24 protein-coding genes and 2 tRNA genes are annotated in these 23,735 nt (G+C 45.1%); 3 read left to right on the top strand and 23 right to left on the bottom strand.

From position 1 onward, the window contains the following. Nucleotides 1–50: 50 nt before the first annotated feature. The 6 genes from U2P89_RS03945 to U2P89_RS03970 all read right to left on the bottom strand — a co-directional run bounded on the left by U2P89_RS03945 (nucleotide 51) and on the right by U2P89_RS03970 (nucleotide 5,871). On the bottom strand, nucleotides 51–1,337 hold the full coding sequence (locus tag U2P89_RS03945; RefSeq protein WP_322190696.1) for a DUF6371 domain-containing protein: 1,287 nt from the start codon (nucleotides 1,335–1,337) through the stop codon (nucleotides 51–53). Nucleotides 1,338–1,445: 108 nt separating this feature from the next. Further along, nucleotides 1,446–2,975, bottom strand: a complete 1,530-nt coding sequence (locus tag U2P89_RS03950; RefSeq protein WP_313379822.1) for a DNA primase family protein — start codon at nucleotides 2,973–2,975, stop codon at nucleotides 1,446–1,448. Then, on the bottom strand, nucleotides 2,972–3,205 hold the full coding sequence (locus U2P89_RS03955; RefSeq protein ID WP_091910238.1) for a helix-turn-helix domain-containing protein: 234 nt from the start codon (nucleotides 3,203–3,205) through the stop codon (nucleotides 2,972–2,974). The genes U2P89_RS03950 and U2P89_RS03955 overlap by 4 nt, the downstream gene beginning before the upstream one ends. 1 nt (nucleotide 3,206) lies before the next feature. Beyond that, nucleotides 3,207–3,551 (bottom strand): helix-turn-helix domain-containing protein, encoded by a 345-nt coding sequence (locus U2P89_RS03960; RefSeq protein WP_175533516.1) that lies wholly within the window; start codon nucleotides 3,549–3,551, stop codon nucleotides 3,207–3,209. Nucleotides 3,552–3,701: 150 nt separating this feature from the next. Continuing rightward, entirely contained in the window at nucleotides 3,702–5,165 is a 1,464-nt protein-coding gene (locus U2P89_RS03965; RefSeq protein WP_322190697.1) for a hypothetical protein, read from the bottom strand. A 633-nt stretch (nucleotides 5,166–5,798) separates the two neighbouring features. Beyond that, nucleotides 5,799–5,871, bottom strand: a tRNA-Gly gene (locus U2P89_RS03970). A gap of 83 nt (nucleotides 5,872–5,954) precedes the next feature. On the opposite strand from U2P89_RS03970, the gene U2P89_RS03975 reads away from it, so the two are divergent. Beyond that, nucleotides 5,955–6,028 (top strand) — tRNA-Pro (locus U2P89_RS03975). Between the two features lie 29 nt (nucleotides 6,029–6,057). Here the strand turns inward: U2P89_RS03975 and U2P89_RS03980 are convergent. The 15 genes from U2P89_RS03980 to U2P89_RS04050 form a co-directional block, all read right to left on the bottom strand. Then, a complete protein-coding gene (locus tag U2P89_RS03980) occupies nucleotides 6,058–6,354 on the bottom strand; it encodes a winged helix-turn-helix domain-containing protein (protein WP_076931729.1) in 297 nt (98 codons plus the stop codon). A 2-nt stretch (nucleotides 6,355–6,356) separates the two neighbouring features. Continuing rightward, nucleotides 6,357–6,932 (bottom strand): hypothetical protein, encoded by a 576-nt coding sequence (locus U2P89_RS03985; RefSeq protein ID WP_091906700.1) that lies wholly within the window; start codon nucleotides 6,930–6,932, stop codon nucleotides 6,357–6,359. Nucleotides 6,933–7,262: 330 nt separating this feature from the next. Further along, nucleotides 7,263–8,111, bottom strand: coding sequence for a glycine betaine ABC transporter substrate-binding protein (locus tag U2P89_RS03990; protein WP_313379792.1), 849 nt, complete (start codon nucleotides 8,109–8,111; stop codon nucleotides 7,263–7,265). A 36-nt stretch (nucleotides 8,112–8,147) separates the two neighbouring features. Further along, entirely contained in the window at nucleotides 8,148–9,014 is an 867-nt protein-coding gene (locus U2P89_RS03995; RefSeq protein WP_091906702.1) for an ABC transporter permease, read from the bottom strand. Nucleotides 9,015–9,227: 213 nt separating this feature from the next. Continuing rightward, a complete protein-coding gene (locus U2P89_RS04000; RefSeq protein ID WP_091906704.1) occupies nucleotides 9,228–10,481 on the bottom strand; it encodes a quaternary amine ABC transporter ATP-binding protein in 1,254 nt (417 codons plus the stop codon). A 10-nt stretch (nucleotides 10,482–10,491) separates the two neighbouring features. Beyond that, the gene (locus U2P89_RS04005; protein ID WP_091906706.1) at nucleotides 10,492–11,691 is read right to left on the bottom strand and encodes a hypothetical protein; all 1,200 of its coding nucleotides are present in this window, start codon (nucleotides 11,689–11,691) and stop codon (nucleotides 10,492–10,494) included. A gap of 410 nt (nucleotides 11,692–12,101) precedes the next feature. After that, complete coding sequence (locus U2P89_RS04010) at nucleotides 12,102–12,575, bottom strand: Lrp/AsnC family transcriptional regulator (RefSeq protein ID WP_091906708.1); 474 nt, start codon at nucleotides 12,573–12,575, stop codon at nucleotides 12,102–12,104. A 124-nt stretch (nucleotides 12,576–12,699) separates the two neighbouring features. Next, on the bottom strand, nucleotides 12,700–13,392 hold the full coding sequence (locus tag U2P89_RS04015; RefSeq protein WP_091906710.1) for a 2-C-methyl-D-erythritol 4-phosphate cytidylyltransferase: 693 nt from the start codon (nucleotides 13,390–13,392) through the stop codon (nucleotides 12,700–12,702). Beyond that, nucleotides 13,389–13,580: an exodeoxyribonuclease VII small subunit gene (gene xseB, locus U2P89_RS04020; RefSeq protein ID WP_091906712.1), complete on the bottom strand. Its 192-nt coding sequence runs from the start codon at nucleotides 13,578–13,580 to the stop codon at nucleotides 13,389–13,391. The genes U2P89_RS04015 and xseB overlap by 4 nt, the downstream gene beginning before the upstream one ends. A 32-nt stretch (nucleotides 13,581–13,612) precedes the next feature. Further along, nucleotides 13,613–14,860, bottom strand: a complete 1,248-nt coding sequence (xseA, locus tag U2P89_RS04025) for an exodeoxyribonuclease VII large subunit (protein WP_091906714.1) — start codon at nucleotides 14,858–14,860, stop codon at nucleotides 13,613–13,615. Between the two features lie 2 nt (nucleotides 14,861–14,862). Next, nucleotides 14,863–16,512, bottom strand: coding sequence for a S8 family serine peptidase (locus U2P89_RS04030; RefSeq protein ID WP_313379786.1), 1,650 nt, complete (start codon nucleotides 16,510–16,512; stop codon nucleotides 14,863–14,865). Next, on the bottom strand, nucleotides 16,509–16,736 hold the full coding sequence (locus U2P89_RS04035) for an LPXTG cell wall anchor domain-containing protein (RefSeq protein ID WP_313379785.1): 228 nt from the start codon (nucleotides 16,734–16,736) through the stop codon (nucleotides 16,509–16,511). The genes U2P89_RS04030 and U2P89_RS04035 overlap by 4 nt, the downstream gene beginning before the upstream one ends. Next, the gene (locus U2P89_RS04040) at nucleotides 16,720–17,220 is read right to left on the bottom strand and encodes a flavodoxin domain-containing protein (protein ID WP_313379783.1); all 501 of its coding nucleotides are present in this window, start codon (nucleotides 17,218–17,220) and stop codon (nucleotides 16,720–16,722) included. Before U2P89_RS04040 ends, U2P89_RS04035 begins: the two co-directional genes overlap by 17 nt. A 6-nt stretch (nucleotides 17,221–17,226) precedes the next feature. Further along, on the bottom strand, nucleotides 17,227–18,690 hold the full coding sequence (locus tag U2P89_RS04045; protein WP_313379782.1) for an aminoacyl-histidine dipeptidase: 1,464 nt from the start codon (nucleotides 18,688–18,690) through the stop codon (nucleotides 17,227–17,229). A gap of 4 nt (nucleotides 18,691–18,694) precedes the next feature. Beyond that, nucleotides 18,695–19,690 (bottom strand): lysylphosphatidylglycerol synthase transmembrane domain-containing protein, encoded by a 996-nt coding sequence (locus U2P89_RS04050; RefSeq protein ID WP_322190698.1) that lies wholly within the window; start codon nucleotides 19,688–19,690, stop codon nucleotides 18,695–18,697. A gap of 172 nt (nucleotides 19,691–19,862) precedes the next feature. Between U2P89_RS04050 and rsmA the strand changes: the two genes are divergently transcribed. Beyond that, on the top strand, nucleotides 19,863–20,663 hold the full coding sequence (gene rsmA / locus U2P89_RS04055) for a 16S rRNA (adenine(1518)-N(6)/adenine(1519)-N(6))-dimethyltransferase RsmA (RefSeq protein WP_313379781.1): 801 nt from the start codon (nucleotides 19,863–19,865) through the stop codon (nucleotides 20,661–20,663). A gap of 44 nt (nucleotides 20,664–20,707) precedes the next feature. Then, on the top strand, nucleotides 20,708–21,652 hold the full coding sequence (corA, locus tag U2P89_RS04060; protein WP_091906720.1) for a magnesium/cobalt transporter CorA: 945 nt from the start codon (nucleotides 20,708–20,710) through the stop codon (nucleotides 21,650–21,652). A 110-nt stretch (nucleotides 21,653–21,762) separates the two neighbouring features. Here the strand turns inward: corA and U2P89_RS04065 are convergent, their stop codons facing one another. Continuing rightward, complete coding sequence (locus tag U2P89_RS04065) at nucleotides 21,763–22,638, bottom strand: GNAT family N-acetyltransferase (protein WP_091906722.1); 876 nt, start codon at nucleotides 22,636–22,638, stop codon at nucleotides 21,763–21,765. Nucleotides 22,639–22,767: 129 nt separating this feature from the next. Beyond that, nucleotides 22,768–23,664: a DUF2156 domain-containing protein gene (locus U2P89_RS04070; protein ID WP_076931742.1), complete on the bottom strand. Its 897-nt coding sequence runs from the start codon at nucleotides 23,662–23,664 to the stop codon at nucleotides 22,768–22,770. Between the last annotated feature and the right edge of the window lie 71 nt (nucleotides 23,665–23,735).

The raw sequence follows: 23,735 nt of genomic DNA on the forward strand, positions 1-23,735 counted from the left end.
ATATTTTTTCGATTTGTTTCGTTAATTAACGGGGTTCTTATTTTACTGCTTCATGGGCATTCGACCAATTGGAATTCGTTTATGAGGGTTAATAGCGAGGGGTTTATGCTGATCATTCGTTGGAGTGTGGGGCTGAAAGGGGTGCTGTTACGAGGCTCTGTGTTATCTTCTGTTTGGGATTGGAATGATTGTTCAGATTGAAGAGGTGATGATTGTTGTTCCGACTGTAATTGAGTCGGTTGTTTTGGCTGAGGTGGGATTTGGCTCTGTGGGTGTTGTTGGGGGAGATGCTTTCCGGCATTCAGTTGTTGGATGATATAGTCGGCAATGTCGTAACCGGCTGCTATCTGTTGAGGGGTTGCATGATATTCGATTAGTTCGGATACGGCTATCTTGCAGGGTATTTGTTTTCTTATTTCAATCATCTTCTTACTCCACTTTTCATAACACCCGGCATCGGGATAAAGGACTATATCCCGATTCTCGAATACTTTTGATTTCTCAATGTTCAACCCGTTGAGGTTGCCTGCAGCTAACCAGTTGTATTGAGGGATTACCATACTCGTGATCACGGCTGTTTTCTCTGCCTCAACAATGGCTATCGGTCTATTAGGATAGAGACGCAACAGGTGTTCTCCAAAATAGCATTGTCGGAGATTGAAATTGTCGTAGCCGGGATTAGTCTTCTTTAACTTGTTGTGTACCCAATCGATTGCTCCGGTATTGTTTTTTATCCTTTTGCCCGTTCTGGGATTGTACTGCATGATCTTCCCTGTACGGACTTTCCCGTTGATGTCTATTTGCCAAAATATGACTTCCTTATTTTTTGTCGCTCCCAAGGCATAGTATTCGACTGCAGTTTCGATCTTGTCTTTGGAGAAATAGTTACAGAGAAAACGAACAAAGTTGGAATTATAGGACGCTGAACGTTTTACATAGGTGTAGGGTATATGGTTTATTTCTGATGAGGGTTTCTTATTTGGGGTACTCTCGGCCGGTTGCAGAGGGTGTTGGATTTGGAGTTGTTGAGGTGGTGTTAATTGCCGGGAAGGCAATTGACACGATGATGGTTGCTGCTTTTTCGGTTGTTGGGATGTCGATTGTTTTTGTGGCTGTTTGTTTTTCTTTTCGGGATGATCGTTGAAATATTGACGAGGTGTATAGTGGTAGCCACACTTGTTTTCGTGGTTGCATTTGCCTACCGTGGGATGGATGGGTTGGCCGGTGTTCCCATTGAGGTAGAGGGTGAATGAGTAGGTGTCCTTACAAGCCGGGCAGGTGTGCCGGGTTGACTTTCCCTTATAGGGTTGGAAATATGGTTTTTTATAGTGTGGCATAAAAATAATTTGTTTTTCAAGCTGCACTTTCTTCACTTCGTACACGATTTTGGAGAAAAAGGGCCTGAAATACCGAAAAAGGTGTAGAAAGTGAACGAAGTGAACGTTCTAAAAAAAATATTTCTTTACATAGACTACCATACCGTAGTTCTTCCGTTCTGATTTTATGTTCACATTCCGGAGCCGTTCGCTGAAGTTCCGCTTTGATACCGGGTGATAACTTCCATCATAACAGAATAATTTGTAGTCGTTATAGAGTTCTTTCAGTTGTACATACTCATCCAGTGATGCCCGGTATCCTTCTTCTTCGAGGAACAGGATAACGGTGTTGGATTCTCTCATATACCGTTCGAGTACATTATCCACTGCTTCGCTCCGGGTGAATTGCTTCTGGTGGAGCAATCGTTTCAGTCCTTCGAGTACCCAGTTGAATACGCCTGACAGTTCGTTCCTGATTATCTTCTGTGCTATTTGCTTGTCCTGTTTTTCTTCCGGGATGGTGATATCGAAAGGGATGATAAGGAACCTGCGAAAATAGGCTATCGTCTGCTCGACTTCCTTCGGGAGCTCGTTACAGTTGAAGATCAGTTTGGCGTAATTAATCAGGGTAAACGGTTCTCCGTATGGCAATCGTGCTTCCACCGGTTCGCCGGAGACTAACTGTTTGAAAATGGATGCTTCGAGTTTGCCGTTGATCTCACTGGCGTAATTCACCAATTTGTTCGCCAACATGGCCCGGTAATAACCGTTCTCGTTGGTGAGGTTCTGCAGCGAATAGCTGCTTACATTCTCGGTTCCTCCCAAGAGGGCGTTCACGATCTCGAAGAAAACGGATTTGCCATTTGCTCCTTTGCCATAAAGGAGCAATGCTTTTTCGAGTTTTAAAACCGAAGGTTTTATAAAGAGGTATCCCAGATACTCGGCGAGTATCTGTTGCTTTTCAATTTCGGGCAGGACGGTGTTGAGGTAGTAATCGAAGACCGGGCATCTGGCATTTATGTCGTAACAGAATGGGAGTTGGTAGGTGAGGAAATCGTTCCGGTCGGGTTTGCGTAGATTCAGACGTCCTTCGTCAATTTCAAAGGTTCCGTTTTTGAGATTTACCAACACCTTATCGGATTGTGGCGGGTTTGGCAGGTTTGCCACGGCAAGGAATTGTTTGAGTAGTTGTTCCCGGAAGGTGTAAAGCCGGGCATCGAACCGGTCTACTCCCATCTTCTCTGCAGCGATCCCCAGAAAGGTCTGGTACTCTATGTTATCCAACAGGCTCCAATACTCGCCATTATAGAGGTAGATAAAATCGTGGTTGCGACAGATTCCCCAGTTGTTGAGGTTGGCCGTTTCCAGAATTTTCTCCACGCAGGTTACCAGGTAATGTTTCTTCGATAATTTTTGATCCTCATTGGTAAACCCGGCTTCCTCCCGGAAATCGACCTCATTGATCTGCTCGAATAATGAATTGAGTATCTTGGAATGGTCGATTGCCGGTTCTTCGTGTTTCTCGCTGAACTGGCTCCTGAATTTCTGCAAATCCATTTCAAGGATATCAATAAAGTCGGAGTTTTCCAAAGAAAACCCGTTATTGGTATTTGCTTGTAGTTGCCGCGCATTTATGTTGGTACTTGTTTTTCCAATCATAGGGGTTCTCCTTTCTTTCCATTGTAGTTTTCTTCCAACAGGGATAGGATATCGGATTTCCGGTAATAGAGCTTTCCCCGGATTCGTGAATAGGGCAGGATTCCGTTGGTTCTCCATGTTTGGAGCGTGCGCAGCGAAATGTGAAGCTTTTGCATCACATCCTGCGCATCGATCCAGTCGCTCCAATCGTTCCTGTCATGATGGCTACCGGTATGTTTACTGTCGGCCATCTTAGTAGTTTTTTCTTCTCCGGGTGGAGATCCGGAAGACTTCGGGTTGTTCTTCCGGTGGTGCTTCGTCGGAGAGCAACCAGCGGTCGATTTCACTTTTCAGGAACTGCAACTTTTTTCCTTTTTTGTGGAAGGGGATAGTTTTCTTGCATACCCATCCGTAGACTGTCTGTTTGGCCGGTTTGTCGGGAAGATACTCGCATAGGGCATCGATATCCAACCATTGTACCTCATCGGTTTTAGGGGAGACTGCGGATTCGATTAAATTTTCTAACCTGTCTAATTTTTCAATCAGGTAGGTCATTGCTTCAGGTACATCGTTAAAAGTGATTGTTTTTTCAGTCATGATACTATCGGTATGTAGGTTCACTTCCGTACCAATAGGAAAGTAAACCACTTCCCCGGAAGTGAGAAAGTGGTTCAAATATGAGAAGCAATAATAACCTTGTAGTGCGTGTTGCTTGCTACGTGCCGGACTACAGCCGGCACTACAATTTTAGATTTGGCTATCGTTTATTACTTTTTGTTGGATCCTCGGGAATAATTCTGCAAAAAGATCAGCGACTATTCTTAGGTTCTTCTGTGTTTTTTTGCACTCGAAATCGATATTGAGTTCGGTCCGGATGTTTTGGAAATTCTTTCCGGTGAAGGTGTTGATAAATCTTGCCCATTGAGTTTTGTCGGAGTTATTGAAGTTTATCCCCATCTCGTTGAAAAGATAATAAAATGCCAATACCTGCTGGGGCATGGTCATTCCCCTGGTGTTGGTTTCTTCAGTGAGTTTTGCTATCGTATTTTTGAGTGTTTGTGTTTCTGACCGGAGTTTGGTTTTGAGTTGTCTGATTTTTTGTTTTTCTCCATCGAGCAACCGGTTAAGTTGCCCGATCGTGTTTTTCAGTGTCTCAATTTCTTCCGATTTTTCATTGATGATTTGATTGAGTTGCTGTATCTGTTCTTTGAGTTCCCCTACCCTCTCCAATCGGGTTTGTGAATAACGGCCTTCTCCGGATTCTGCCACACAATTGGAACAGACATATTCACGAAGTGAAACAAAGAACTGCGAGAGATCGTAAATAAAAATATCGGGATGTTTTTCCCTCTCGATGAGGTATCTCTTTTCTATGAGCTCGATAATATGCAGTCTTTGTTCGAGATTAAAGGCTTCATGTGTGGCCCACATAGAAATAATATCGTAATTAAACATCTGTGTCGATTTGAGCCAGTTTGTTTCATCCAGATTTATGTCATATATATTTGCCAGATACGTTTCATCTATTTTTTTGAAACGGTCATTCCCATATCCATTGATATTATCGGATAACATTGCAAACTTTTTCTTCTGTGCGTCGGTCAGATCATAAGTGTAATTGTCGATAAGGCTTTTAATAATTCCAACGATGGTACTTTCCAGGACTTTATCATTGAAGTAGATATTTTTCACAATGTATTGCGCTTTGAACGGATCAGAGATCTTGACACGTAGCCGGTCAAAAATCTCATAGGCTTTATTGAAAGCACAAAGCCACCATTCTTCATCTTTCAGCAAGTCGCATCTTTTATTGTAAAAAATCGCCCTATTGTCATCATCCAATAAATAATCCGCCAAACTGGCCTTGGGGTAATCCTCCTTGTATTTTTTACATACATCTTCAATGTAGGAAACAGTATTCAGATTTTCTTCTTTCAGGTTAACGGTCATTATTGGATGGTTGTCATCGTACTTATTTGCTCCCAATGCTATAATATTGTAGGCGAAAACAAATGTATCGTCCCCGGAGATAACATTGAGTATTTCCATCCTGACCTTATGGGCAATGGTTTTGTCAATTTCATTCTCACTTTCATTGAAAATTGTTGAGGGTGACTTATTTGCATAATATTGTGCATGACTCCGGTATCTTGCATCCGCAAAAAGATACTGATTGAAATAGGCTTCTGTCTGTCTTTTATTATTTCTCAAAGAGTAAAGATCGTAAACAGCTTTTTTACCAGATCATAATGGTAAATTTTTTTCTTATTAATCTCAAGGTATTCTTTGGCTCTCATAACACATTCATTCTCTAATACGACATGAAAAACTTCTAACCAAAATTCAGATAATAATTACCCAAGCTATTCTGTTGGGTTACACAATGAACCTGACAAGATTATTCAATATAGATAACCCGATATCCGGTGGCCCAGAGGTAGGGCACAAAAACAGTAGCCGAATTGTTGCGCAAAAGAATAATCAGATTCTGTCAATTTTTCAATCCTCTCTAACTATCATGGCGTGCAGGTATAGATTCACGCTATGATAATGACTTACACCTCTCTTACAATTACTAAACGATTTTCGGATAGTTATGGTTTTGTTATTGAAACAGGATGTTTCTTGGGTGAAATAATTGAAGGGAACATCGACAGGTTGTGACAGGACGGAATATTGGGGTTGATCGGGTAAAGCGGGTAAACGATTGTGATATACAGAGGCAAAATTGGATTCAATGAATAGTTATAGTGAATGTTTTATTTTTGATGTTTATGGACTTTTGCTCGACCAGGGCTCGACCAAATAAAAAAATCACCTACGGTTTTCGGCCGTAAGTGATTGAGCGGCAAACGAGACTCGAACTCGCGACCCCCAGCTTGGGAAGCTAGTGCTCTACCAACTGAGCTATTGCCGCATTACAGATGCAAAAATAATCAATTTTCATATAATTCCTCTCGGAATAGGAAAAAATTATTTACCTTTGCACCCACAATTGATCGGGATGTAGCACAGTTGGCTAGCGCGCCACGTTCGGGACGTGGAGGTCGGGTGTTCGAGTCACCTCATCCCGACATTAAAAAGGCTGAATGTCAGCCTTTTTTTATTCCTCTTTCGGCGGATTCAGGTAACTCTGCAAAGCTTGCACGTACAGTTGAAAAGCATGCATGCCTTTTTGCGTAATGCGGCAGACAGTACGTGTACGCTTACCGGCGAATCCCCGTTCCACATCAATATACCCTGCTTCGTTCAGTTTGTCGATCTGCACGCTGAGGTTACCGGCAGTAGCTCCGGTCTTCTCGCGGAGGTAAACGAAATCTGCCTCTTCCACCGAAATAAGGATGGACATCACAGCGAGACGAAGTTCGGAATGTAATAAAGGATCGAGCGATGCAAACATAACTATCCCCTTCCTTTTGCATAGAGAATATGACCGGGAATGACCATCATCACAAGAAATAAGCCGGCAAAAACCAATATCTGATCAGTACCTTGCGTAAACAGGCAGGCAAGTGATAACACAATTCCCACAAACCCGGCAACCGCTATCGGGGTAAAACGTATAACCAGCCCGGTGATTGCGGTACCACTCCCCATCAGCAGAATAACGATGAACAGTATCGGTAAATTCCAGAAAAACATAGCTGTTATCGATATCATAAAACCGGTCACCCCTATCACTATCCAGACATACCCAACTACCCTGTCGATATAGGTTTTGACGCCTTTTTCATATTTCCTGATAAGAACGAACATCATAGGACCGGCTATCACCGGGATCAGAAACCACAAATAATGTATCCGGTAATCCCCTGTTGTTGATAAAAAATACCATATCAGTAAAGACACCACAATCGTAGTATATCCCCAGACAAGAAATGGCATTCCGTTGCTTTTCTCCATTTTCCGTTGCGTGTTTTGGATCATTCGAGCGATAAGTTCCAAACTTTCCTTCTCGTTCAATTGCCTCTCTTCCATTGCTTTTTATTTTATAATTAATAAATCGGTTTATATTTTAAACCGCAATAACACTGCAAATATAAATCAGTTTATATTATAAACCAAATATAAATGGAAAAATTATTATTTTATTTTTTCGGGAACGACCCCCTTCAGGAAGTGTCACCGTACGACACAAAAGTGAGGCCTATACAAAATGCCCCTATACAAAAGCGGCCAATACAAAAGTGAGGCCGCTTCAAAAGACGGCCTCACATATATAAACTGATCCGGCTCCGGTTTTTATCCGGCTCCGGCAACACGCACGCAAAGTGTAGTGCTCCAAATGGCAGGAGTTATCATCAGGGATTATTCAAACCACCCATCCACGAGGGTCTGGTTGGCTTCATACCACTTCTGAGCCCCGGCTTCCTCTCCATCCTCATCAATCGCGGCCATCAGGCTGTAGAGCTGTTCCTCTTCGAGGTTGAACTTCTTAAAGAAATCCGCCACCTCGGGCATATCTTCTTCAAATCCCCTTCTGGAAATAATAGCACACACATCCATAGGATAAACCCCTTTGGGATCATCAAGGTATTTCAAGTCGAAATTAGACCACTTGAAATGAGGTTTCCAACCGGTGATCACGATCCAGTCGTTGTTTTTCACCGCTTTGTCGAGGCTGGCTATCATGGCCGGCCCGCTGGAGGTCACCTGTTCGAAATCAAGATCGTATTCCTCTATCGCCTTTAGGGTATTACGATGAATACCGGCACCACTACCGATCCCAATGATCTCACCGCCAAAACGGTCGCGGTGGGCATTCAACTCTTCAATGGAATTGATCTCTACATAGGAAGGCACTACCAACCCGGTTGTCCCTTCGCTGAACGACTCACCCAGCTTTACCAGGTCATCGCCATAATCGTTCCAGTAATCCTCGTGGGTATAGGGTAACCACGCATCAAGGAAAACATCCCCTTTCGAATTGCTTTTCGACAACTCACCGTAGATCAGTCCCGGTTCGAGATTGATCAGGTCCACTGCGTAATCGTGGTCCTCAAGCGCTACTTTTGCCAGGTAGGTAAAGGCGATCCCTTCGGCCCAGTTAGGGTACAGGATAGTCACCTCGTCACTACCGCCACTGCTGCTACCTCCGCATGAGCTCATCGAAAATGTGATGGCCACGGCCAGCAACAGGCTTACTAAATACTTCATCTTTTTCATAATTTTCCAATTTTACATGTAAACTTTTTAACCTTTTTTATTCGCGAATGACTGTGTGATCCGGTCGAGGATGATAGCGAGGATCACGATCCCCAGTCCCGACTCGAACCCTTTTGCAATATCGTTCTGTTGTATGCCCTGGTAGACAACACTTCCCAGTCCCCGTGCGCCTACCATCGAAGCGATCACCACCATTGACAGGGCTAGCAGGATCACCTGGTTCACGCCGGTAAGGATCGTAGGCATTGCCAGTGGCAACTGTATCTTCATCAGGATCTGGTTCTCGGTAGCGCCGAAAGCGCGTCCCGCTTCAATTACATCGGGTTGCACATTCCGTATCCCGAGGCTGGTTAGCCGCACGGCAGGCGGTAAAGCAAAGATCACCGTGGCAATCACCCCCGGTGTATTCCCCACACTGAAGAAGAAGATGGCCGGAATAAGATAAACAAACGCCGGCATGGTCTGCATAAAATCGAGTATGGGGCGGATGATGAGATCTGCCGTTTTGTTCTTGGCCGCCAGGATACCGAAGGGAATACCAAAGAAGAGGGCAATCACGGTAGAGATGATCACCAGCGTGGTGGTTTGCATCGCCTCTCTCCAGTAGCCCATGAGGTAAATCAGCAGAAAGCCGGAGAGTACGAAAAGGGCAAGTCCGCCCCCTGCTTTCATCCCCTCTTTCGTCAAAAATCTGCGGCCTGATTTGGCATAGTATGCCAGCAGGACGACCAACAGTATAAACAACCAGAAAGGGGTTCCCAGCAGCAGATCGCTCATGTGGTCTACCGTCCACGAGATACCATCGTCTATCGCCCGCCAGAGGACAGAAAGGTTCTCCTCCAGGGCATCAATCCCGATCTCAATATATTTTCCTAAATCAATTACTTTTCTCATATGTTCGGTTTAATTATTCAAGTTTCGTAAGTCGTATGATTGCAACTAAAGCATGCGTCTGACGATATTTTGTGACCCATAAAAGATCTAAATGTCTCCACTTTAGCTGCATACATTACAAATCTGCATGCGAAACCTGGGTTTAATTATTTCTTATTACGCTAATATAGTGAACTTTCGCAGGTAAATGGGGAAATTACATACCATTGACCATTAAATTTCGTTGGCTTTCTCTTTCAACTGGCTTACCTCTTCATCACCATAGCGAGTAGACTCGATGATCACCGATGTCTGTGTGACTAAACCGAGCAACTGCCCTGTTTCGCGGCTGACCACCGCCAGGGGATAAATATTCCCGGAGATCAGGGGAAGCATCTCCTCCACCGTATATTCCTTGTAAATACTGGGAACCTGGGTCCTCAACGCCTTTTCAAGGGAGTTCTCCCCCGCCTTGCTGAGGGCCAGCACATCATTCAGCCTTACATATCCCTTGAACACCCGTTCTTCATCCTCTACCGGCAACATATCCAGCCCGGCGGAGCGCATCTTGCGGATAGCCTGCATCGGACCGTCTTTTTGCAGTTGCAGGAGCGTCGGTTTCCTGAACATGAGGGTTTCGGCAGTGATCACCGTCTTACGGTCCACTTTCTCCACAAAAGTCTCCACATACTCGCTTGCTGGATTGGTCAGGATCTCCTCTGCGGTTCCTATCTGCTCAATCACACCATCTTTCATGATGGCAATACGGTCGCCGATCTTGATCGCCTCATCCAGATCGTGTGTAATGAACACGATGGTCTTCTTCAGTTTCTTCTGTATCTCCAGGAGTTCATCCTGCATATCGGACCGGATCAGCGGGTCGAGGGCAGAGAACGCCTCATCCATCAGCAATACATCGGTATCATTGGCCAGCGCCCGTGCCAGTCCCACACGCTGCTGCATCCCGCCGGAGAGTTCCGATGGATACTGCTCCTCGTAGCCTTGCAGCCCGACAGTCTCAAGCGCTTTCATCCCTTTCGCTTCCCGTTCTTCCCGGGGATCGCCCCTGAGCTCAAGCCCAAAGGCGGCATTCTCAAGGATGGTTTTATGTGGGAGCAATCCGAATTTCTGGAAAACCATACTCATCTCATGCCGGCGCGTATCCTGGAGCTCTTTATTCCCTTTGCGGGTAATATCTTCCTCGCCGAAGAAAACCTTTCCTGCCGTCGGTTCATTCAGACGGTTAAGGCATCTGACCAAAGTTGATTTTCCGCTCCCCGAGAGTCCCATGACGACGAATATCTCACCCTCATACACTTCAAAGTTAGCCTTATTGACGCCGACCGTACATTTGGTCTTACGCAGGATCTCCTCCTTGGAAACCCCTTTATTGAGCATCGCCAGCGCTTCTTTCTTCCTTTTACCGAAGATAAGGGTCAGGTTTTCCACCCTCAGTTTTACTTTCTTCTCTTTATCGATCTTTGCCATTCTCTTCTCTTTAAAAATAGTAACCTATATTTACATTGAACCGGCTGTTCCAGTCCGCGTCTTCCACGCCCGAGCCGAGTCCCTTCCCGAAATCGTCGGTCAGCCATGGCTGGTTTTTGCCTAACGCATAATCAATGTAGGTATATACCGGTCCGGCAGTGACCATCATACCCGGCACGAGGTGGTGGGTATCATGGAAGATATCCACATCTTTATCTACCATGGAATAGTCGATATAGGGCTGGATAGAAGTGATGGGACCCCACTTCACCGGAATGGTATAAGCCAGTCCGGCCACGTAGATATTGGCTTTTGATGCCACACCGCCGGTGTATCCGTCGCCACCGCCATAGGCGTAGCCGTATCCGCCCATTTGCACCACATCGAGATCCTGTCCCTCATCGCCTTTGGCATTATAGTCATACCGGATCACCTCGGCTTTCAGATTAAACCGCCCGAAATCACCGGTCACATGTCCGGCAAAGGCAGTGGAGAGTTCGGTCTCGTCGAGTGCTGAATTATAAATTCCTCCGGCCTGGGCCGACAGTCCTACCTGCCAGTTGTCGGTAAAATGCCAGACAAGACGGGCATTGAACTGGTCCAGTTCCCGCAGGCTTGCGGTAGCACCATCGATTTCACCATCATTATTCACAAAAGCGCCGGTTCCCGGCACTATATCGTAGGAGTACCGCCCGGTGGAAGCGTCTGCCCCCGGCCCCTGCGGTTCGGCCTGCCGGAAGTACGCCAGCGACAGGTCGAGATTTTCGGCCGGCTTCAGATCGAAGCTGAGGCCCATATCATAATCATCTTCCAGTCCCAGGTAATAAGGTATCTGGAACCACCAGGAGTGGGACGCGAAACCGGGGATACCGAAAGGCACCTGCGACACGCCCAGTTTCATATATACCTTGTCAGAAAAAGCATATCCGAGGTATCCATGATGAATAAAGTGGGTGTCGAAAGTAGGATAGAAGCGGTATTCAAAACTGAGGTCAATGCCCGACATCGACCCGTCGACGTTCAACCGCCAGGTATCCCAGGTAGCATCCGGGTTCAACTTACTCCCGCCGCTCTCGTAGTTGGTCGACAAAATATTATACCGCATCGCGCCCCCGATCTTGAAGCCATCTTCCCGCTCCTGCGGTTGTGCAATAACTAAACTTGAAAAAACTAACAGTGAAAAAATAAAAATCGTTCTTTTTAAATCCATATATACATTATTTGATTTAACTTATATTCCCAAAAAACAATCCCCCGGAAAAAAACAGAAGAAGGAGCCGGGCGATTCCGACACACAAAGACACCCCCATATGATGTTGAGGGTAATCCCGTAACCGATTTTAACAATCAGGGAAAATAAAAGCTATACAGCCGGTTGGCCGCTGTCAGTGTGCGACCGTTAACAATTAACCTGCTATGACTGCAATTGCACCTTTATAGAATTGCAAAATGTGGCACAAAGGTATAAAAAAAATGACCCGATAAAAAATAAATGACCATAAAATCCGGGGAGAGCCGGATCAACATCCTGATTATAAATACCAAGAAGCTGTTTAAATTTCCTGCGAAACAAATTTAAACAGCTTCTTAGTATATATGTATTTTATAATACCGCGATGGTTATATATCATCCGCTCCTTTTACGATGGGGATACCCCGCTTCACGCTCTGGCTGAGTGATATCATGGTTTCCGTGGCTACCACACCCGGTATTTCCTGGATCCGGTTATTCAGCAGATCCATCAGGTGTTCATTGTCGCGGGCAAAAATTTTCACCAAAAGGGTATAGGGACCGGTAGTAAAATGACATTCGGTCACTTCAGGAATCTTATCGAATTCGGGGATCACATTTTTATACATCGATCCTTTTTCGAGTTTTACCCCGATATAAGCACTGGAGGCATAACCAAGCACTTTTGGGTTTACATGGTATCCGGAACCGGTAATCACATCATTTTCGATCATCCGTTGCACACGTTGATGGATAGCGGCACGCGACACACCGCACTGCTCCGCCACATCTCTGAAAGGAATCCGGGCATTTTGGGAAATAATTTCCAGAATCTGCCGATCTAACTTATCTATTTTTTCCATAGGTGTCTGCTTTTGATTGATCCTTCAAAAGTAATAAATTTCTATGATATTTTGACAAAATGGAATGATATTTTTTGAATTAGCCCACTTTTCTATACCATTTACTGAAGAAAATACCGAAAACCTATCGATTTGCCATCAACTGGTAGTAATAATCGGCAAGTGCCATATCGAAAGGGGTGGTGATTTTGATATTGGTCACCTCCCCCTCAACCAGTTGAATACCCATACCCCATTTCTCCGCTACCGATGCATCGTCGGTAAAAGAAGGATCAAAACCGGCCTCATAAGATTTTTTCAATTCCCCCGCCGGAAAGACCTGTGGTGTCTGAACGAGTTTCAACTGTTTCCGGTCGACCATCCGGCTTCCTGTTCCTGTGAGTTGACGCACACTGTTCACTTCATCTATTACCGGAATCACTCCGCACTGATTCTCGAAGGCAGCTTCAAAACATCGCCCAATCAGCAGTGGTGTTACAAACGGTCGTGCTGCATCATGAACACCTACGATCTCCTCTTCCGAAATTTCTTCTAACCCGTTTTTCACAGAATGGAATCGTGTTTCTCCACCAGGCACGACTGTATGCGGGACAGGAAATCGATGTTCCTCACACAATTGTGACCACAACAACTGCGCTTCCTCCGGAAGCACCACGACAATACGTATCCTGTAGTCATAATCATAAAAAGCTTTGATGGTATGTATCAACATGGGTTCACCCCCGATGGGTTGGAACTGTTTAGGCAACTCCCCTCCTGCCCGTAGTCCTTTACCTCCGGCTACAATAATGACGCTCTGCTTCTTTTCAGGGATCATGCGATATCATCTAAAATTTTCTGTAGTTCTTTATCGGTCTTGGTAAGCTTTTCCTTACAAAAAGCGATCAGTTCCGATGCTCTTTTCACTTTCTCTGTGAGCGCATCCACATCCAACTCGCCGGATTCGATCACTGAAACAATTGCTTCGAGTTCTTTTTTAGCTTCTGTATAGGTCATCTTTGCCATATTATATCCTTTGCTGATTATAAATGAACCTACTATTTATCTATGTTAGTGATTACAGAGGTAGAAAAACCATCCCTAAAACGGGTTTCTATAACATCTTCCACGGAGAGGTCATTCAACGAAGTCACAATTCTTCCGTTCTTTAGTGTGAGGGTATAGCCGCGTTTGAGGATATTCACGGGAGAGACCATCTGAATGAATTGCTCCCTGTTTTCCAACAGATGGGATTGATGCTGCAACAAGTGCTTCACCCCATATTTCATCTTTCCTGAAAGCTGCTGTATTACAGATACTTCTCTTTGTATCATAAGGGAGGATTGATGCACCAGTTCTTTGGACAACGAAAAAAGATCCGTTTGCTCTTTCAATAACCTCGATTCACTTTCAGATACTATCCTCTCTTCCAGGTCGAGAAGTTCTGTCGCCACACGGTTCAGACGAGCTATAAAAAACTCGGCTACCGCTGTGGGGGTCTTCGCGCGGGTATGGGCCACGATATCCAATACGGTGACATCCCTTTCATGCCCGATGCCGCTTATCACCGGAAGAGGGAATTGCGCTACATTCGTTGCCAGAAGGTAAGAGTCGAAACAGCTCAGGTCTGACGATGCTCCCCCACCCCGGATAATGGCCACGGCATCGAACAAATCCCTGTATTGAAAGACTTTTTCCAGGGCTGCTATAATAGAAGCCTCGCTCCTGTCTCCCTGCATAATCGCCGGGAACAATCTGGTATAGAAAACTAGTCCCCCCGGATTGTTTGCCAACTGATCACAAAAATCCTCATAACCTGCGGCAGTAGGCGACGAAATTACCGCGATCCGGTTTGCCAATTCCGGCAACTCCAACTCCCTGTTAAGTGTTAAAACCCCTTCTTGCTCCAGTTGCTTTAATATGAGTTGCCTGTTACGTGCTATTTCTCCGAGGGTGAATGAAGGATCGATATCTACTACGGTAAGTGAATACCCGTAAAGTTCATGGAACTCAACCGAGACACGCACCAATACACTGATCCCCGACGTGAACTGCTGACCGGTCTCATCTTCGAAATAGGCAGACAGCATCTGGAAGACGTTCGCCCAGATCACCCCCCTTGCTTTTGCAATGATGGATTGTGTTACAGCATCTTTTTCTATAAATTCGAGATAACAATGCCCGTTGCGGTTACGGCGCACATCACTTGTCTCCGCCCGCATCCAGTAGGTTCCCGGCAGATGATCGCGGATAGCATCCTTCACCTGACGGTTGAGTTCAGATAATGTAAGAGAAGATTCGTTCATAATCAGATCTCCACCTTATATATACGTTGCTTAAACGGCTCTTCCGTCACGAAATAGAGGAATCGGTTATTTTTGAGAATCCCTTCCTGAAGTGGAACAAGTAGTGTATTCTCATCTTTGAATCTATGTGCAGAAATCAAATAGCCCGATTCATCGAGAACCCTGAAGGAGTAGGAAGAAGGTGAAAACACCGGATCAGACAGACTCACTACATAATTGCCGGATAACTCCGGACGAATATCCCATCCGTTGTCGGCCACTTTCTGGGGATAGATCTCCAATTTCCCCAATACCTCTTTCATTGCCCGATGAAAATCAGGAATGCCATGTCCATATATGGAATCAGGGGTGAGATACCTGTCGGAGGAGCGCTTCACAATATCTGCCAACTCCGAACGATGCAGGGAAGGGTTGACCGACCAGAGTGAGGTTATGAGTCCTGTCAGGAAAGGAGATGAGAGGGAAGTACCGTTCGTGTGCCCGATCGCTCCATCCCGGCCAATGGTAACGGTTTCTTTCCCCACGGAAACCAGATCCGGCTTGATACGGTTATCAGCCGTCAACCCGTGGGAACTGAAAGAGGCAATAATACTGTCCGTACCCACAGCTCCCACTGCGAGTACATTTTTTGCATCAGCCGGCGGGGTAATTTTTTGCCATGACTTATTTCCTTCGTTGCCGGCGCTTACTACTATTAATATTCCTTTTTCGTAGGCTATATCGGCAGCCTGCGACATTATCGACACACTTCCATCCAGTTCGGTATGCGTATAGTTCAATAACCTGTCGTCAAAAGAGTTATACCCCAATGATGTATTGATAATATCCACTCCCAGGCTATCCGCAAATTCAACAGCACGCACCCAATAATCCTCCTCTACCGGGAACTCACTCGTAGTATCCTCAGACCGCAGCAACCAATAGGTCGCTTGCGGTGCAGACCCCATCATTACTCCCGGCAGATCGGTCGCCATTGTGGACAACACTTTGGTACCATGGTCACTGGAAGCAAATATACTTCCGGATGGCACAAAATCCATATATCCTCCCAACCGGACTGACTCAAAGCGAGGGATCACATCAAAATTGGTAAATCCCGCATCGATCACACCTACCAGCATATCTTTACCTTTAAATCCGGCGTCGGCCATTACAACAGCATTATGCATCCTGAACTGTGCATCGGTAACCCCATATTCGGTATCAGCCACCACATATTCATCACAATCCACCGGCAACAAACGGGGACGAGCCCTTTCTCCGGCAGGCAAACCGGTTCCCCGCCAGATATATTTCACCGAATCGACAAACGAGAGAGACTCGATATTTCCGATCCTAACACTGTCGCTAACCTCCACTACAAGGGTACTGAACCACTTACTATATGTGATAACTTTTCCACCGGCTTTCTCTACCAGTGTAAAATAGTCGGATGAGATAGGCAGATCCGACTTATCAATCGCCACTTTTTCTTTCTTTTTCCTTTCGATTGCGCGTCGGGAGAGAAAGGTTTCAGGCTTATCGGGGGAATGGGGAATATTTCCTTTGTCTTTCAGATAGACACGGAATTTATAATATTGCGGATGGTACGGCGTCTGCCCGGAAGCGAGGAGTGTAAAAAGGGATAAAAAAAACAGGAACAAATACCTCATTGATTCAAATCTTTTTTGGAGGAGAATCGATCTCTTATTTTTTGTCTCCTCTTAAGGATAAAGAAGAGCAGTATTGCCATCAACAAACAGATCCCGATAATCCCGAAGTACTCGCTCCAGTCTCCGGATGCCTTATATCGGGGATAAGCCATCACGGCCATAATGGCAAAATAGGCCAGCAAGACCATCGGGAAGAGTATATGTCTTTTAATCTTTCGGCTCATTGACTGACGACATTACATTCGCAAAACGTTCAATTTTCTCTTTCGAGATCGCAACGACCAGGTCTCCCTTCTCTATCATCCGGCTAGTGACTACACGTTCCCAGAAACTCAGTTTCAATTTGTCAATCTCTCCACCAAAGTAATCGCGTACTACAGCTTTATGGTTAAGGATTTCCGGGAAGGCGTCATCGAGTTGCTGTTGTGCTCTCTCACCCGAATAGATGCAGTTGATAAACAGGCCGAGCCGTTTTGTGGCGAGTAATTCAAGATTGTCGTTGCAAAAAGATGATATCTCTTGTTGTATCTTTCCACTATGGATGAATCCTCCCACGATGACGGCTTCATAGCCTGAGAGATCGGGCAGAAAATCCCTTCTGTTCAGGTTACAGATATCCACCTTACCGTCTATCCGCCTAAACAACTCCCGTGCACATTTTTCTACCGTGCCGTGATTGGATGCAAAGACAATCAGCGTATTGTCCATGGGTGGCTATTTCAAATTCTCCAACGTTTCAACAAGATAATCGTAGCATTTCCCCACAGTAGATATCTGAACCGCTTCATCGGGCGAGTGTGCCCCCGTGATAGTCGGTCCGAAAGAGACAATATCCAATTTTTGTTCCACGTTCGACTGAATAATACCGCATTCCAATCCGGCATGGATCACAACTACCCTAGGCCTTTCACCATATTTCTCCAGATAGATCTTCTCCATGGTGTGCAATAATTCGGAGGCTGCATTGGGCTGCCATCCCGGATAATCACCGCCGAATTCAACTTTTGCTCCGGCCAGATGGAAGAGGCTCTCTACTGAAGAGCAGATCCAATCCTTACGGCTTTCAGAAGAGCTACGCACCAACAATTTTATATCGACACTATCACCTGAAGAGTGGACTAGTGCGAGGTTCAGCGAACTCTCCACCACCCCCGGAAAGTCGGCCAGATAGCTGATCACACCATTAGGACAAGCTTCTACCGCATTAATAATATCATCCTGCATCTCTTCGGGCAAAAGTGCCTCAGGCATATCGGTTTCCTCCACTTTGAATGAGATATTCTCTTCAATACCGGCAAAATCTTCACGGAAGAGTTCTTCATATTCACCCACCAGATCGATCAGGTCGTCGGAAAGCTGCCCGGGGATAGTCAGTACCACGAATGATTCACGTGGGATAGCGTTACGCAGCGACCCACCCTGTATGCTGGCAATACGGGCTTCGTAATTGGCCACGACATCTTTCAGGAATCGGTTCATCAGTTTGTTGGCATTGGCACGTCCCAGATGTATCTGTACTCCGGAGTGTCCTCCCTTCAATCCCTGCAAACTCACTTTATAGGCCACATCACCTTCTTCAATCTCTTTATCGGGTTGAAAACGGAAGGAGACATTCACATCCCTGCCTCCGGCACAGCCGATACAGAGCTCCCCATCCTCTTCAGTATCGAGATTGAGCATTATTGAACCTTCCAGGAATCCTTTCCCCAGACCATTCGCACCATCCATTCCGACCTCCTCATCGATAGTAAAAAGTGCTTCAAGCGGAGGATGCTGCAGGGAGTCATCTTCCAGCACAGCCATCATCATGGCACAACCGATGCCGTTGTCGGAACCCAACGTAGTAGAACGGGCTTTTACCCATTCTCCGTCGATATATGTTTCTATGGGATCTGTGGTAAAATCATGCTTCACACCCGCATTTTTTTGAGGTACCATATCAAGGTGTGATTGCAGGATCACTCCTTTACTACTTTCATACCCTTTTGAAGCCGGTTTTCTTATCACCACATTACCTACGCCATCCTGTTTTGTTTCCAAATTGAGCGATTTCCCAAAATCCGTCACAAAACGGGTCACCTCTTCCATCTGTCCGGTGGGACGGGGTATCTGTGTAAGTGAATAAAAATGCTTCCAAACTCTTTGCGGGTCTAAATTCAAAATTTCTACTGCAGCCATATCATTATAATTTTTGTTCTCTTTTCACATACGGCATGGCGAGTACGCCAAAAAGTCCGTAGAGTATCTGCCATACCGATTGGACGGTAAACACTGCTCCGGCAAACGCGAGTGCATGATTCTCTGCCACTCCCAGGATAAGGAGAGAAGAGATTACTGTAAAGTGCCACGGCCCTATTCCTCCCTGTACAGGGACAGAAATACCGATAATAGTCATTGCGAAGACGATCAAACCGGCCAAAGGGCCAAGATCTTTCGTGAAATCAAACGCATAAAAGCAAATGTAAAAATACAAATAAAAACATAACCAGACCAGTATCGTGTAAATTATTATACGTTTTTTCTCTTTCATCTGCATGATCAGTTTCAGATCATACTTAAGCGTACTAATGAATTTATCAATCTTCACCATTAGTGCGGTTTTCCTGAAAACCGTAAGCATAAGCACTATAAACAGCACTACAACAGCCAACCCCACATAGATCCAGGCTGAAGCAAACAGATTTGTAAAACCTTCGGCAAACTGGGGGTTATCACGCAGATAGGAGACAAAGAAATCGATATAGAGCAATACGCTGACAAAAATAATAACCAGTCCCGTGACCACCTCCATCATCTTATCGACAAAAAAGGTTTCAAGAGTTTTGGAGAAAGGGATCTTATCGTACCGGCTCACCACACCGCAACGCCACACATCTCCTGCCCGAGGCAATACAAAATTGACGGCAAAATTCCCCCACGTAGCATAGATTATACTGGCCCTGGGGGGATGATACCCGAGCGAATGCAAAAACAACTCCCACCTCAAACCCCTGATGGTGTTACCTATCAGGCCAAAGATAAGTGAGAGTATAATGATACCTATATTGGCCGATTTAATAATGGCCCATAACTCCTTTATATCAGTATTCCTATACATCGCCCAAAAAATCAGTAATCCGAGCGACAAGGAAAACAGTATCTTTAACAGGCTCTTGAACGAATCCTTATTTATTTTCACCTGTAATCCGTTATTGTCTTATACAACCATGATTATCACCTCAATGCAAAGGCATGCGGACATAAGCCGTCCGACGGCCATATCTCTTTTTTTATGAACGCATTTATCCTGTTTTACGTAATAAAATGTTACCTTTGCGGCGGTAAAGATAAGGAATAATCGCCATATTGCAATGTTTCCGGTAAAAGCAAAAAAAAACCTGGGGCAGCATTTCCTTAAGGACAAGGAAATAGCGCGCCGTATCGCGGCCACCCTCGATCAGTTTCCCTCGCTACCTGTGTTGGAGGTGGGGCCTGGGACAGGTGTGCTTACGGAATTCCTGCTGGAGAACCGGAGAGAGCTTACCGTGATAGAGATCGACCGCGAATCGGTCGCCTACCTCAAAGAGCATTATCCTACACTGAATGGTAAAATTCTGGAGCAGGATTTTCTGCGGATGGATTTTGCCAACCACTTCGACACCCCTTTCTGCATTATTGGCAATTATCCCTATCATATCTCATCACAGATTTTCTTTAAAGTGCTCGATAACAAGGACTCCGTCCCTTGTTGTTCGGGTATGATTCAAAAGGAGGTTGCGGAACGCATGGTCGCTTCACCGGGCAGCAAAACTTATGGCATTCTCACTGTCTTGCTGCAGGCATGGTACGATATAGAGTACCTTTTCACGGTGAGTGAACAGGCGTTTATCCCTCCGCCCAAAGTCAAATCGGCAGTTATACGGCTTACCCGTAACAAGCGAAAGCGGCTCAACTGCAATGAAAAGTTATTCAAAATGGTAGTGAAGACAGGATTCAACCAGCGGCGAAAGATGCTCCGCAACTCAGTCAAGTCACTACTGTCCGGAGAGGATCCTTTGCCCGACGACCCGATGCTCATGAAACGACCGGAGCAACTGTCGATCGAGCAATTCGAAGAGCTGACCAATTTACTGGAACCGTTCATCAGCCGAGCCCAACCGGAAGAGAAATAGACCATTTTTGAACTAATTTGAATCACGATTAAAAAAGAGACACCATGGCGGAAGTAAAACTTTTTTATCATAAAGACGGCATCGTGAGATTGAGCCGCAGCCTCGATTTCCTAAAGTCAAACCCAATCGGCAATTTTTTATGGATCGACCTCAACGACGTGGATGAGGAGGTTGAAAACGAACTCGAGGATTTTCTCAAGATATATATCCAGGAAGAGGAAGAGATGATTGAGATCGAGATGTCGTCGCGTTACATTGAAACCAACGACACGCTAGTCGTCAACTCCAATTTCCTGTTGTCTAATTTCGAAACCGACCCCGTATCATTTATCCTCAAAAACAACATTCTGGTAACTGTCAGGAGTCAAGAGCTGATCTCTTTCCACGAGACGGTAAAGAAGATATCGGCCAACCCGCGGAACTACCCCACCGGAGCACATGTGTTGGTGGCGCTCCTGGAAACCCGCGTGGAATTCGATGCCGACATGATTGAGAATATGACCCAGAAGATTACCCAGTTGAGTAATACGCTTACCTTACAAGAAGCCGATGAGGAGTTACTGTCGGAAATCAAGAACCTGCAGGAAAAGACAATGATGCTCCGCGAAAATATCATCGACAAGCAACGTACCGTATCCAGCATGTTGCGGAGTGAATTTATCCCGGCCGAACTACAACCCAAGCTCACCATTATCATCAAGGACATCAACTCGCTGGTAGAGCATATCAAGTTCAGTTTCGACCGCCTCGACTATCTGCAGGACACCTTCCTCGGGTATGTAAACATCGAACAGAACAAAATCATCAAGATATTCACCATCTTTAATGTCATCTTTCTGCCGCCGACCCTTGTTGCCAGTATTTACGGAATGAATTTTACCTATATGCCCGAGTATGAGTGGGTACTAGGTTATCCTTTTTCCATTGCGCTGATGGTTCTTCCGGTAGTGGGTCTGCTGATTTTCTTTAAAAAGAAGAAGTGGTTATAATGAATGTGCTAATTTACGAATATGGTAATGTGTTAATTGAATCATTAAAGCATTATATCATTCAAATTTATTAGCATTCAGCATATTATTATCATTGGCACATTGAATTGTTACTCCAACATAAAATGCATTTGGGGTTGTTTTTCGGGGAAGAGTTTGTTAAAGGGTTCTTCTTTTTTTGAGGTATGGTATCCAAGTAGTAACTGAGCCAACTCCCTTATATCAATTGTAAGTAGAGGTTCAACGATAGGAGCCCCCCTCTTCACTTTTCCGTTTTCAATCGTGAATAGGGTATTATTTTCTTTTAATAGCTCGTCATTAACGGTAATTGAAAAAGAATTCCGGCTGTGGCGTTCAGAAAAAAGACGAACTATTTTTTCCGCATCAATCACACGCGCCATCCCCATTAAATTCTTCACAGGTGGAAAATCATAAAGTGCCGCTTCCTCCACGATAGCACGGAAATCATCGAATGATTTCTGTACGGTCATATCTTTCCGCCTGAACAGGGTATCGAATTCCCGGAAGGCCGCATGCAGGTCGCCGGGATATTTTTCCACTAACGCCTTCAATGAAGGTAACTCCGTTATTCCGGCATCAAATGTTTGTGCGAAACCATACCGGTCATAAAATTCCAGCAACCACTCCTCCTGCGGAACGAGCAGCATCAACGATATATCTCTACGGGCCGCCTCTTCAAAACTTCTGGCCAGCAGTTGACTTATATACCCCCTCCTTCGATATTCCGGAAGAGTAGAAACACCGGCAATATAAAGGATGGGAATTTCCGTTCCACAAAAGGTAAAAAGATAAGGCAACATCTGCAGTGATGCGACAGCTTTACCCTCTACCACGTATACCAGGGTGTTTTCGTCACGGTACTTGTGTCGAAAATAGACATCCATATAGTCGTCAGGATCGCCGAAGACGGTCTTCCATATCTCCCGGACCTGTGGCCTTATCGTTTCGTCGGCAAATTGGATCATTGCTATTCAATAGATTTCCAGTTGTTGTTCGGTTGTTGTCCAATTACTGTTCAGTTGTTACAAATAATAACACGAAGTGAATAACAGCGAAGCTGAATAACGCAAAGCGAATAACGTACAAAGCACGAATTATTTAAATCTCGCGTTGTATTTTTCGAGCAGGATATCAGGGTGGTAAGAGAGCTTGGCCTGTCGGAGATTCTCTATCCCCATATCCTCTTCCCTGTTCACATAAAGAAACTGGGATGCCTCGTTTTCTACAAACTGCTGGTTGATGATGGTATAGGCACCATGAATGGCGGTAAACGCTTTTTCCACATGCACCACGATAGTATCTTCGGTAAGTGGTTCGCCTATAGTGAAAGCGGCAATCTCGTTATCCACACAAATCAACCCACCTTTCAAACCAAAGTATTCAAAATTATCAAGCATCAGGGTAGTGGCATAATCATCATAAATCAGCGAGGGATCTTTCTCCTCCTTATTCATTTCCATCCACTTGTCGAGCATATTCTTACACTCTTCCACCAATGCCGGGTTGCCGGTTAGAGAATGGTACTTCCAGACATTCTCCCGTTTGAACCGGTTGATATGATTTCGTTTACTCTGCAGTTTCTTGCCTTTCAAATGAATCAGTTTTTCGGTCGTATAGATATAGTCAGAGACCGACCTGTTGAGTTTGTAGTCGAACTGACCGGGCATCACTGCCTCAATCTCGCCGATCATCTCTTCTGTCAACCCTCTCATCTGAAAAGGGGTGCTGTATGACGAATGATCTTCCAGGATGAGATCAATAGCCTCTTTCAGGTTGCCTCTCCCTACCGGTTTAAGATAGGAATTCCGGACATTATTATCTTTAAACCTGATAAACAACCAATCGCACGTTATCGCAAATTGCGTATCGAATTTTTTTCCCCAGCAATACAAATTGGTAAAACAAAGGTCTGAAGCCCGATAGTTTTGATGCCGCAGATAGGAATTGATGATATCTTTGTCTTTTAATTCAAGCGATTTAAATGTCAGCATAAGGACATACTTTTCTTTTTCCTGTTACTTTGGGTGAACAACCGATCGACTGAAAAGTTTAAAAAGGAATC

It is taken from the genome of Proteiniphilum sp. (assembly GCF_034331125.1).
In the GTDB taxonomy this organism is placed as follows: Bacteria; Bacteroidota; Bacteroidia; order Bacteroidales; family Dysgonomonadaceae; genus Proteiniphilum; species Proteiniphilum saccharofermentans.